This is a genomic window from Novosphingobium sp. HNCC26BN242 (assembly GCF_057180525.1).
The window spans coordinates 736942-749028 of the sequence record NZ_JBXUGM010000002.1 but is presented as its reverse complement, the minus strand read 5'-3'; the positions used below and the strand labels follow the sequence as shown (position 1 = coordinate 749028).

Annotated in this window: 11 protein-coding genes; 4 read left to right on the top strand and 7 right to left on the bottom strand. The window is 59.3% G+C overall.

All coding sequences use genetic code 11. From position 1 onward, the window contains the following. Positions 1-147 precede the first annotated feature (147 nt). The 4 genes from AC2A1F_RS11195 to AC2A1F_RS11180 all read left to right on the top strand — a co-directional run bounded on the left by AC2A1F_RS11195 (position 148) and on the right by AC2A1F_RS11180 (position 4727). Positions 148-2340, top strand: coding sequence for a GTA baseplate fiber-binding domain-containing protein (locus tag AC2A1F_RS11195; protein WP_484208827.1), 2193 nt, complete (start codon positions 148-150; stop codon positions 2338-2340). Between the two features lie 25 nt (positions 2341-2365). Beyond that, a complete protein-coding gene (locus AC2A1F_RS11190) occupies positions 2366-2827 on the top strand; it encodes a DUF2793 domain-containing protein (RefSeq protein ID WP_484208826.1) in 462 nt (153 codons plus the stop codon). A 189-nt stretch (positions 2828-3016) separates the two neighbouring features. Next, a complete protein-coding gene (locus tag AC2A1F_RS11185; RefSeq protein WP_484208825.1) occupies positions 3017-4096 on the top strand; it encodes an OmpA family protein in 1080 nt (359 codons plus the stop codon). A 181-nt stretch (positions 4097-4277) separates the two neighbouring features. Further along, on the top strand, positions 4278-4727 hold the full coding sequence (locus tag AC2A1F_RS11180; RefSeq protein WP_484208824.1) for a superoxide dismutase family protein: 450 nt from the start codon (positions 4278-4280) through the stop codon (positions 4725-4727). A gap of 4 nt (positions 4728-4731) precedes the next feature. Here AC2A1F_RS11180 and AC2A1F_RS11175 read toward each other — a convergent pair whose 3' ends face one another. From AC2A1F_RS11175 to AC2A1F_RS11145, 7 genes are all read right to left on the bottom strand, one after another. Beyond that, positions 4732-6324 (bottom strand): spinster family MFS transporter, encoded by a 1593-nt coding sequence (locus AC2A1F_RS11175; RefSeq protein ID WP_484208823.1) that lies wholly within the window; start codon positions 6322-6324, stop codon positions 4732-4734. Next, the gene (gene queC, locus AC2A1F_RS11170) at positions 6296-6997 is read right to left on the bottom strand and encodes a 7-cyano-7-deazaguanine synthase QueC (protein ID WP_484208822.1); all 702 of its coding nucleotides are present in this window, start codon (positions 6995-6997) and stop codon (positions 6296-6298) included. The genes AC2A1F_RS11175 and queC overlap by 29 nt, the downstream gene beginning before the upstream one ends. Before the next feature lie 147 nt (positions 6998-7144). After that, on the bottom strand, positions 7145-7483 hold the full coding sequence (locus tag AC2A1F_RS11165; protein ID WP_484208821.1) for a DUF3617 domain-containing protein: 339 nt from the start codon (positions 7481-7483) through the stop codon (positions 7145-7147). Between the two features lie 237 nt (positions 7484-7720). Next, positions 7721-8623 carry an Hsp33 family molecular chaperone HslO gene (hslO, locus tag AC2A1F_RS11160; RefSeq protein WP_484208820.1) on the bottom strand — a complete coding sequence of 301 codons (903 nt, stop codon included), beginning with the start codon at positions 8621-8623 and terminating at the stop codon, positions 7721-7723. A 15-nt stretch (positions 8624-8638) separates the two neighbouring features. Next, a complete protein-coding gene (gene argF / locus AC2A1F_RS11155; RefSeq protein WP_484208819.1) occupies positions 8639-9565 on the bottom strand; it encodes an ornithine carbamoyltransferase in 927 nt (308 codons plus the stop codon). Beyond that, a complete protein-coding gene (locus tag AC2A1F_RS11150) occupies positions 9562-10755 on the bottom strand; it encodes an acetylornithine transaminase (RefSeq protein ID WP_484208818.1) in 1194 nt (397 codons plus the stop codon). The genes argF and AC2A1F_RS11150 overlap by 4 nt, the downstream gene beginning before the upstream one ends. Before the next feature lie 187 nt (positions 10756-10942). Further along, the gene (locus tag AC2A1F_RS11145) at positions 10943-11767 is read right to left on the bottom strand and encodes a cold-shock protein (protein ID WP_484208817.1); all 825 of its coding nucleotides are present in this window, start codon (positions 11765-11767) and stop codon (positions 10943-10945) included. Positions 11768-12087: the final 320 nt, after the last annotated feature.

The window sequence follows — 12087 nt, the reverse complement described above, 5'->3', positions numbered from 1 at the left end:
GCTTGTCCGTGTTTCCGGCGGTTTCGTACATGCTCACGCATCACTCGGCCGCGTCACATTCATGCCTGACCCGCTGCCTTGGCCAATCAGCCTGCAATGGAAGCTGGATGTCCCTACGCAAGATACCAAGTAAGATAGGAAATACTGATGGCAACATTGATCCTTTCTGCAGTTGGCACAGCGATCGGTGGGCCACTTGGAGGCGCGCTGGGCGCCTTGATCGGACAGCAGTTCGATTCTGCTGTCATCGGACGGCGAAAGGTCGAAGGACCAAGGCTGAAAGAACTGTCCGTCCAGACATCAAGTTATGGCTCGCCAATGCCGATGCATTTCGGCACGATACGAGCCTCAGGAAGCGTTATCTGGGCGACAGAACTTGTTGAAAATCAGGAACGTTCAGGGGGCAAAGGACGACCCTCCGTCAACACCTACAGCTACACCGCCTCATTTGCTGTCGCTGTCGCCAGCCGCCCAATAGTCGGCATTGGTCGCATATGGGCTGATGGAAACTTGCTGCGTGGCCACGCTGGTGACTTGAAGGTTGGCGGGACCTTGCGCGTCCACACCGGGCATGGCGATCAAATGCCTGATCCGCTGCTTGTGCAGGCCGAGGGCGAACTTCTGAACCCGGCCTATCGTAATACAGCCTATGTGGTGTTCGAAGATGTGGCGCTGGCGGACTATGGCAACAGGCTGCCGTCGCTCACGCTGGAAGTGATTGCAGATGACGGTGCTGTATCCTTTGCCGACATTTTTCGCGCAGCCGATAATGCTATCGATACCAACAATCTGGATCAGGTAAGCCTTACCGGTTTTACATTCGATCAGGGATCGACTGCCGATATCGTGCCAGTTCTAGGCGAAATTGCACCGATCATCTGCAACGTACGCAATGATCGGCTATCGCTTGGTCTTGCGGATGCCCTTGGTGAAGCCGAGCTTTGCATGCTGCCGCCTCCTTGTGCTGGTGGGGATAGCGCAGAAGACGCACGTCAGGACGGTTGGGCGCGGCGGCGGGATGCATTACCAGCCTCGCAGCAGTGCGTTGTGCGATACTACGATATCTCGCGAGACTATCAGCCTGGCCTTCAGCGCAGCCTCGGTAGAAGTGAGCCCGGCGACGTCGCAGTGATAGAACTGCCCGTTGCCATGAGTGCCACCGAAGCTTCGCTGGTTGCAGACAGGGCGGCACGCAGGCGCACCGAGGCCCGCGACACGCTGCGTTATCGCATCACCGAAATCAGTTCTGATTGCTCGCCTGGAGCAATCGTGAGAACGCCTGTCACGGAAGGCAATTGGCGCATCGAACAGTGGGAGTGGCAGGCCGATGGCGTCATGCTTGATCTGGTTCCTGTGGCTGCTGACAGGCCGCTGTCGATCACTGCCGACCCGGGCCGCGCAAATCCTTCGATTGATCTTGTCTCCGTGCCAACCCGCCTGGTGGCGTTTGAAATGCCTTGGGACGGCACAGGGAACGGTGATGTTGCCGACTTGAAGGTAGCGGCATCCGCCGAAACAGCCGGGTGGACCGGAGCGGCACTTTACATACAAGGCGATGACAATGCGTTGACGCCAATCGGTTCGACTGGCCGCAGGCGCGCAGTCGTTGGACGCGCCCTCACGGCCATGAACACCGGATCACCACTGCTCTTCGATGCATATTCGCGTGTCGAACTCGAACTTGCAGCCGAAGATCTGACTCTTGGCAACGCAACCTGGGCCCAGTTGATGCAAGGCGCGAACCGTGCGCTGCTTGGTAATGAAATCATCCAGTTTGGCCGGGCGGAGCGTGTTGCGGGAAAAATCTGGCAGATTACCGGTTTCCTGCGCGGCCGTGGAGGCACGGAACACGTCGTTGACGGGCACACCGCTGGTGAACCCTTTGCATTGATCGATGATCGGCTGACCAGTGTGAGCAGCCCGCAGGCGGATCTTGCAGCAGGAAACGTAATTGTGGGCATTGGACTGGGGGACAGCGCGCCTGCAAGCTGCACGATTTTGAACCTCGGTCTGACAACCAGACCTTTGGCGCCTGTGCACGGTTCGATTGTCTGGCAGGCTGATGGGTCAGCGCTTGTACGCTGGATCAGGCGAGCACGCGGGTCTTGGGGCTGGCCTGACGGAGTTGAGGCGCCGCTGGGCGAGCCATCGGAATTGTGGGAGGTAGCATTCGGGCCGGATAGCAACCCGACACAGGTCTGGCAGACCGCGACCCCGCAATTGCAGCTGCCGACAGAGCTCGCCCAATCGCTTTCAGCTATGCCAGTCGCGGATTTCTCCGTCAGACAAATTGGCCTGCGATCAAAATCCCTGCCGTTGATCATCGAATTGAACGCGTGACGCGTCGAATCAGAGGAACTACGCTATGAGCGAACCATTGAACTATTCCGCTGTCACACCCCGCATCGGGTTTCCGATGTTGTTTTCTGGCCAAGCGCAAAAAGAAGTTACCGTCAACGAAGCGTTGCTGTTGCTTGACATTGTCTTGGGCGTACGTGTTCACGGTGTTCTGAATGACCCGCCAGCCAGCCCGGTAAGCGGCGACGTTTGGATCGTAGGCGATATGCCAAGCGGTGCGTTTAGCGGACATGCCAACGCCCTTGCAGGATGGACCGATGGAGGTTGGCGCTTCATAGCACCTCAGTCGGGATGGCGTGTCCATGATGTTGGCAATGGCCAAAATCGTGTTTTTTCTGATGGTTGGCAAACTGCAGTGGAACCGCCGGCCCCCTCTGGCGGTGCGCTAATCGATGTGGAAGCACGCGGAGCCATCAATGCGCTAATTCAGGCATTGAGATCAGCAGGAATTTTTTCTGGCAATCTTTAGGAACAAAAATCGTCCCCTCGCATTCCACCACCACATGAGGGCACAATAGAGCTGGTGCGGCACTGCACAATGGGGCAAATCCGTTGTTTTCGTGCAACACTTGGCGTGTTTGTCCGCTTGCATGACCACTTTGGAACCGGTAGACAACCTGCACGACGTGGCATGATGTCGCTTATAGGGGAAACGATGATGCGGAAAATGATCCTTGGCGTAGCCTTGGCCTCAAGTGCCTTGGCAACGCCAGCATTTGCAAAAGATAAAGCCTGGTATGTCGAAGCTGACGCTGGCGCAATGATTGTCGAAGATTTCGAGAATCTGCGTGGCGCTGGGCAGACCGGCGTTCTGGACACACGGACCGGATATGACTTCGGCGGTATCGTCGGATACGATTTTGGCGGTTTCCGTCTTGAAAGCGAAGTCGGCTATCGCCGAGCTAAGAATGAAGCCTTCAACATCGGCACGAACACCTTTGATCGTGCGATTTCGGGCAACGTCGATGCGCTCAGCTTCATGGTCAATGGCCTGCTTGATTTCGGCCCCGATGACGGCCTTCAGGGCTTTGTCGGCGGTGGCGCTGGCGTTAGCCGCGCCAAAGTTCAAGTGGCTACTCCATCGGCGCTGACCAACATCAACGACTCGGACACGGGTTTTGCTTGGCAGGCTCTGGCTGGTGTTCGCGCTCCGCTTAGCGACAGCGTTGATGTCGGCCTGAAGTATCGCTTCTTCAACCAGAACAATGTTGATGTGATCAACGCTGCAGGCACCAATGCCCGCACCCGTTTCCGTTCGCACTCGCTGCTTGGCACGTTGACGTTCAACTTCGGTGGAGCCGAACCAGTGGAAGAAGCGGCACCCCCGCCGCCCCCACCGCCGCCCCCGCCGCCCCCGCCGCCCCCGCCGCCTCCGCCGGCAGTGGTTTGCAACAAGGGTCCCTACATCGTGTTCTTCGATTGGGATAAGTCGGACATCACGCCGGAAGCAGCCACGATCCTTGACAATGCTGTCACGGCTTATGGCAACTGCGCCAGCGTTCCGATCATGCTCGCCGGTTATGCCGACCGTTCGGGTACGCCGAAGTACAATCAGGCTCTTTCGGAGCGCCGCAACGTGTCGGTCCGTTCGTACCTGACTTCGCATGGCATTCCTGATGGCTCGATCACCAGCCAGGCGTTCGGTGAAAACAACCCGCGCGTGCCGACTGCTGACGGCGTGCGTGAACTCCAGAACCGTCGCGTGGAAATCACCTACGGTCCGGGTTCGGGCATGTAATCTCCGAAATTTCGGAAAAATGCAGGAGGGGCCGGAGAAATCCGGCCCCTTTTGCGTTAAGGTCTTCGAAGACGATATTCTCGGAGATCTGGCGATGACACCGCAATCAAGACTTATAGCGCTGACAGGCCTTTTGGCTCTTGCCGCGTGCACGACAGCACCGGACACCAGTTCTGCTGTAATGGCCCAAAGCGTGCTGACCGATGCCAGCGGCAAGGCCATAGGCTCGGCACAAATTCGCCAGTCAGACGCCGACCTCATGCTCAATGCGCAAGTATCTGGCCTTACGCCGGGGCTGCACGGCATACACCTTCATCTCATCGGCAAATGCGAGGCACCGGGTTTCACCTCAGCGGGCGGGCACTTGAACCCTGCCGCGCGCCAGCACGGCACGATGAATGCTGCCGGTCCGCACCTTGGCGATCTTCCCAACATTGATGTCGGCGCAGATGGTAATGGCACGATCAGTGCCAGCATCCCCGGCCCGTCGCCAGAAGTCCTCGCGGCGATAAACGATGTCGACGGCACCGCTGTGGTCGTTCACTCAGGGCCAGATGACTACAAGACTGATCCGAGTGGCAACAGCGGCGGGCGGATCGCTTGTGGCGTTCTTTCAATGACAACAAATTGAAAGGTCACAGGGCCTCACCCGCCGCACGCGCACGGCTTTCAAGGCTGGCCTGAGCGAGCGGGGTGGTTTTGATTGCTGTCAGCAGCAAAGCCAGCCCAATGGGCACGGCCACCAGCGTCGACAAGACACCCATCGACAAGTTGTCGTCGTTCATGGCCGAAACATACCCGGCCATGAACGGACCAAGCGCGAGCCCAACCAGCGTTGTGGCAAGGAAAAAGGTGGCCGTGGCTGTGCCGCGCATCCTTGGCAAGACCAGCAACTGGCTGGTAGCGGCTGCGCCACCCAAAGCGCTGCTCGACATAATCTGGGCCAGAAACGAATAGATGATGAAGGCCGTAAAAGAGTCGGTCGTGTATGCCCCAATCATCGGGGCAATGGGGGCCAGAAGCCCGAACAATGTAACGTAAAGCCTGCCGGCCGGTCCGCGCTCAAAAAGTTTGTCGGCTACGCGGCCACCGAGGATGACACCCAGAAAACCCCCGAGTGCCCCAGTTGCGCCGATGGTAAGGCCGAGGTCGGATTTGGCGATGCCGAACACGCGCTCGGCATAAGGTGCGCCCCAATAGGACGAGGCATAAGCCATGAAGGCCACCATACCGTAACCCAATGTGGTACACAGGAACGCCGGGGTTCCCCAGATCAGGCGAAACGTAGGCAGATCGCGCGACTTGAGCGCCGTTGCCCAGCTGAACACGGCATAGGCGCCGACGCCAACGAACACCCACTGCTGGAGTGTTGAGCGTCCCAGAAGTTCGGACAAGATCAGAACGCCCACGACAATGCATCCGGCAAAAAGTAGGTTGGCAGCTAGCGCCCGGCCACCGCGGCTGGCTGCTCCGATCAGCGTCAGCGGCGGGATCACGTTGAGAAGTTCGGCGGCGAAGCTTTTGAATGGCTGATCCGATCCATGCGTTGCCAGGCCATCAATACCGCCGCGTACCGGTTCGCGAATGGTGAACACCCACAAAGCCAGGAGCATTCCCGGCAACCCCACCGCCATGAACGCAGCCTGCCAGCCCACAAGGCCCAGCGGGCCCCCTTGCGGATAAGCCCCGTTCCAAGTTTCCAGAATCAGCCCTCCGATGAACAACGAGAGGCCGCCCCCGAGGAAAAGGCCGGATGAATAGATCGCCAACGCCGTGGCGCGCAGGCGCTGCGGAAAGTAATCAGATATCAGGGAATAGGCCGCTGGGCTTGCCGTAGCCTCACCAATACCAACACCAATGCGGGCCCCCGTCAACTGCATACCCGACCGGGAAAAGCCGGACACCGCAGTCATGACTGACCACATCGCCAAACCGATACCCATCAGCCTTACGCGATGCCAATTGTCGGCAAGGCGCCCCAACGGGATACCAAACAGCGAATAAAACACCGCGAACGCCGTTCCATAAAGGAAGCCTAGATCTGCGTCAGTGAGTGACAGGTCCCGCTTGATGTCATTGGCAAGAATCGAAAGGATCTGCCGGTCGACAAAGTTCAGGATGTAGACCAGCACCAAAATGAACAGCACGTACCAGCTATAGGCCGTAGCTTCGTTCTGCATCTGCGCGACGGGTTCGCCACTAGTTTGCGCTGTATCGCGTTCCGTCATGCAAGCCTGCCTCTTCAAACCCTGCGCGCCGCAGGCGACAACTGTCGCACAGGCCGCAGGCTCTCCCATCCGGATCGGGGTCATAGCACGACCAGCTTTGTCCTGCTTCCAGCCCAAGTCGCGCTGCTTCTTGCGCGATCTGTGATTTTCTCAAATGCTGTAATGGCGCATGGATCGTGACCGTGCCACCTTCGCTGCCAAAGCGCGTTGCCACGCGGGCCAGACCTTGGAAACCTTCGACGAATTCAGGCCGACAATCGGGATAGCCCGAATAGTCGAGGGCATTGACTCCGATGAACAGGTCTTTTGACCCGGCTGCTTCTGCCCAAGCAAGCGCAAGAGAGAGGAAAACGAGATTTCGCGCCGGGACATAAGTTACCGGGATATCATCGCCCAAACCATCTTTCGGGACAGCCATATCATCGGTCAACGCAGATCCGCCAAACTGGCGCAGGTCAAGCGGAAGGATGACGTGGCGTTCAACGTGCAGGCTGGCTGCGATGGCACGCGCTGCTTTCAGTTCGACCCGATGGCGCTGGTTGTAATCGATCGTCAGGGCAAGTACGCGAAAACCTTGCTCTCGCGCCAGTGCCGCACAGACCATGGAATCAAGCCCACCGGATAGCAGAACAACGGCAAGCGGCGCATTTTCGGCGGAAGTGTTGTCGACCATCAGTAATGGGCTAGCCGCGCCACCGCGCCGATGCAATGGTCTCCCATGCAACTTTCTGTCACGAGATCATGAGACAGTGCACAACCGCGATCAGGTTTGTCTGCAACGGAATCAACACTTTGGGCCAGCACATTGGAAGCTGGCTGTTTAGCGTGAACAGGAACCGATCCGGCGCGCCTCAGCCACGAAATTAAACGGCAGCCCCTTGTCGATGCCCTGCGTTTCAAGCTGTGCAAGCCTGGGATTTTCAAAACGAACACTGGTGTGGCCGTAGCCATTGGCAGGACACGTGTAGTGAACGGTGACCATGGCCGCCGTATCATCGACGACCAACCGCCGACATGCCTCACGCCGATGGCGGATCTGGATCAGTTTGCGCCCGTTATCTATGCATATTTGGGCTGTATCGGCGCTGTCACGGGCACGCACTTCCCACAGGCCGGGTTCCAACCGGTCGAGCATCGCAAGCGCGGGGCCTTGCGCCACACTCGAACTTGCAACGAAGCCCGCAATCGCGCCTGCGAGCAAAACGAGCCCTTGCTTGAAGGAAAAATGAAGGCGGCTTTGGGTTGGCATGATCCAGACTTACACCCCGGATCGCTGCACAGATGTGCAGACGATCATTGTGGCTGCATGATATCATTACAGTGACAGACTTTGAACGCCACAAGCGCTGCCCATTGTGTGAAAATTGCTGTTACCCTCCCGCCAAAATGACTGGGCCTAATGCATTTCGATGGGAAAAATGCGCGAACAGAACGCACAATCGACCTGTATCAAACCGCTCTCGTCCTTCATTTCGGCCAGTTCTGTCGCGCCAAAGCGAGACAACACGTCGCGATAGTATTCGGCCGTGCAACGGCACCCCCGGGTCAGCGCTTGTCCGGCCTCAACCCTGATTTCGCGTTCTTCGTGAAACAGCCGCCAGACGACGCTTTCAAGATCCAACGCCGGATCTACCAGTTCGTCCATCTTAACCGATCCGCCCAATATGGCGACATGCTCCCATTCAGGATGATCAAGTTGGACGTGCAATCGCTCGCGTCCCTCTTCGCCTTCTGGCAAGTGCTGCAGCAGCAGCCCCCCGGCAATGCACCCTGACGCTGTGTTGTGAACGGCGACGCGGATCAGCGTCGGTACCTGTTCGGACTGGAAGAAATAGCTTTGACAGGCCTCTGCCAGCGATGTGCCCTCAAGCGGCACCACACCTTGATAGCGCTGCCCCGTGGCCGCAAGATCGAAGGTAATCGCCAGATAGCCCTCACCAAACAGGGCGAACAGCGACGGCGTTGGCCCGAGTTCGTCGAGCCGGGCACGATCATGCCGTACATGTCCGCGCAGTTCCCCATTGCGGTAGTCGCAGACAAGCAAGTCAATCACCCCGTCCTGCGTCTGCGCCTGAATGGTCAGTTGACCCTCCTGATCCTTCAGCAGCGCACCCAGCAGCGCCGTAACCGCCAGCGCCTCGGCCAGAAGCTGGCGGATTGGCGCGGGATAAGCATGGGCTGAAAGCACCGTGTCCAGCACCGGCCCAAGCCGCACAGCGCGGCCGCGGGCGTTGCGATCCGGCAACGTGAAGTGCAGGACACGGTCATAGCCTGTCGAGTTTTGCGCCTGCTCGGTCACAATCCAATTTGTCCTTCAAAGCTGCCCAAACACCCAGCGCAGAACAGATTTCTGCGCATGGATGCGGTTTTCGGCCTCGTCCCACACAACGGAGCGGGGACCGTCAATCACGGCATCAGTGACCTCCTCGCCACGGTGGGCTGGCAGGCAGTGCAGAAACAGCGCATCGGCTTTCGCCTGCGCCATCAGCGCATCGTTGACCTGATAGGGTGTCATCGCGGCCAGCTTGGCTTCAGCGTGGGTTTGGCCCATCGAGATCCACGTGTCGGTCACCACGACATCGGCCCCGCGAACGGCTTCGGCTGGATCACGCACAACACGCACATTCGCTCCTCCGCTGCGCGCCGTTTCGATAAATCCAGCGTCGTTTTCATAGCCCTCGGGCACACCAATCCGCACGTTGAACTTCATCAGGCCGGCTGCCTCGACAATTGAGTTTAGCACATTGTTACCATCACCCAGCCAGGCCACTTCGAGGCCGGGTAATGCCTTGCCGTGTTCAATCACCGTCAAAAGATCGGCCATGATCTGACAGGGATGGGACAGGTCTGTCAGGCCGTTTATCACGGGCACCGTCGCATAATGCGCCAGCTCTTCGACCTTCGCATGATCGTCGGTCCTCAGCATGATGACATCGGCCATGCGGCTCAGCACGCGCGCGGTATCGGCAATCGTCTCCCCCCGGCCCAGTTGCGTCGTCCCGGCATCAAGCGTGAGCGCTGATCCGCCCAGCTGGCGCATCGCCACATCGAACGAAACGCGCGTACGGGTCGAGTTCTTCTCGAACACCATGGCCAGCACATGGCCCGCCAGCGGCGCGTCAGCATCGGTCTTGCCCTTGGGGAAGCCCGCGCGCGCCGCTTTGCGGTCGATCGCATCGTTCAGCATTGCGGCAATCGCATCGCCGCCTGCATCGGCAAGGCTCAGAAAATGCCGGGTCATGCTGAAACCGCCTCGGGTTGATAGCTGGCCGCTGCTGCCGACAGGCGCTCCATAAACTCGTCGATGTGGCTGTCATCGATGACCAGCGGCGGGATCACGCGGATCGTGTTGTCCCCAGCGCTCACCGTCAGCAGGTGATGATGATCGCGCATGTGCGCCACGAAGGGACGCGGCTCCACTTTCATCATCAGGCCCAGCATCAACCCGCGCCCGCGCACGCCTTTGAACAGATCGGGATAGTTGCCAATGAACTGTTCGATCCGCCCACGCAGTCGCTCACCCTTGGCGCGCACGTCGGCCAGAAACGCCTCGTTCGCCACCACATCAAGCACGGCTTCACCCGCCGCCATCGCAAAGGGATTGCCGCCATAAGTGCTGCCGTGCGTGCCAGCCACCATGCCGCGCGCCGCCTTTTCCGTGGCAAGGCATGCCCCCATCGGGAAGCCGCCACCAATGCCCTTGGCGGTCGCCATGATATCGGGCTCCACGCCATATTGTTCATAGGCATAGAGCGTGCCGGTGCGCGCCACGCCGCACTGTACTTCGTCGAAGATCAGCATCAGATCATGCTCGTCGCACAGCGCGCGCAGGCCCTGGATGAATTCGTCCGAAGCATCGCGGATGCCGCCCTCGCCCTGGATTGGCTCCACCAGAAAGCCCCCGGTATTCGGGCCCATCGCGGCCTTCGCGCCTTCCAGATCATCGAAGTCGACGTACTTGAAGCCTTCCAGCAGCGGCAGGAAGCCCTTGTGCATCTTCTCCTGATTAGAGGCGCTAATGGTCGCCATCGTGCGCCCGTGAAAAGCGTTCTTGAAGGTGATCAGTTCGTACTTGTGGTCGTTGCCCACCGCCGAATGATAGGCGCGCGCCGTTTTCATCGCGCATTCCACCGCCTCGGCACCCGAATTGGTGAAAAATACCGTGTCGGCAAAGGTCAGATCAACCAGACGCTGCGCCAGATGCTCCCCTTGCGGGCTACCATAGAGGTTCGACACGTGCATCAGCGTCGCCGCTTGCTTCTGCAGCGCCGTGATCAGATGCTCGTTCGAATGGCCCAGCAGGTTCACGGCAATGCCGCTGGCAAAGTCCAGATAGCGCGTGCCATCTTCGGAAATCAGGTGGCAGTTCTCGCCTCGCACCGGACGCACGCCGCACCGGGGGTATACGGGCATCAGCGGGGTGATCGACATAGTGCTCTCCTGTTTGGTCACGACAAGTCCGCATGACGGAAAAATAGGGTGTTGTCCGTCTGGAAATAAGTCCGGGTGGGAAAATGGGCATCGCAAACGACAAATGGCGGCCCCAAAAGGACCGCCATTTGTGCGCGTATGTGTTTGCAGGTCGCCGGTCAGATCACCGGAAACGTTGCAATCGGGATCAACCCTGAATCGGCACCAGGTTGACCGCCGAGTGCTTGCCTCGTCGATCGACTTCAAGGTCGAATTCAAGCTTGTCGCCTTCGTTCAGTTCCCGCAGGCCCGAACGTTCAACAGCGCTGATGTGCACGAAGGCATCCGGCTGGCCATCATCGCGCGTGATAAAGCCGAAGCCCTTCATCGCGTTGAAGAACTTGACCGTACCCGTGGCGCGCTCACCCGTCAGCTCGCGCTGCGGTGCGGCAGGCTTTGCCGCAACGGGGATCACATCGCCGACAACCTGAAGATCGGCTGCCGAAATCTTGCCGCCGCGATCCACAAGGTTGAATTCCAGCGTCTGGCCTTCAGCAAGGCCTTCCAGCCCGGCGCGCTCGACTGCGCTGATGTGAACAAACACATCCTCACCACCATCTTCGCGCGAGATAAAGCCGAAGCCCTTCTGACCGTTGAAGAATTTGACGACACCCTTGCCGGTGCCGACAACCTGGGCGGGCATACCGCCGCCGCCACCGCCGCCGCCGCGAGGGCCACCAAAGCCGCCACCGCCGCCAGAGCGTCCACCGCCGAAGCCACCGCCGCCACCGCCGCCAAAGCCGCCACGATCACCGCCGCCGAAGCCACCACGATCACCACCGCCAAAGCCGCCGCCGGAGCGTCCGCCACCGAAGCCGCCGCGATCGCCGCCGCCAAAGCCGCCACGGTCACCAAAACCGCCGCCGCCAAAGCCGCCACCACCGCCACCGCCGTAGGGATCAAAGCCGCCCTCGTCGCCAAAACCGTCGCGCTTGTCTCTGCCGCGACCGCGCCGCCCTCTGTCAAAACCCATAGAAATCAATAGACCTTCAATCCGCCCCAACCTTCACGGCACCGCAGGCCGGACGCGGGAGCCGACGGTGCGACGAGGGAATCAATGGGAAGCCTTACCGGCAAACACCCTTCCTCAGCATCGAAGACTATAAAGCAAAAATGCAGGACCGCTAACGGAATCGTCAAAACCCGCGCATTTCGTCCCAAAAACTGTGGCTTTTGTGCCAATTTCGTCGCTGCAACGATCTGTCAGGCACAACCTTGTGCGGCAGTCTTGCTCCCCGTCGGCGCATTGGGCACTAACAAGGCGAAGCGGTCCGTCCAAGAATCGGACCAGAA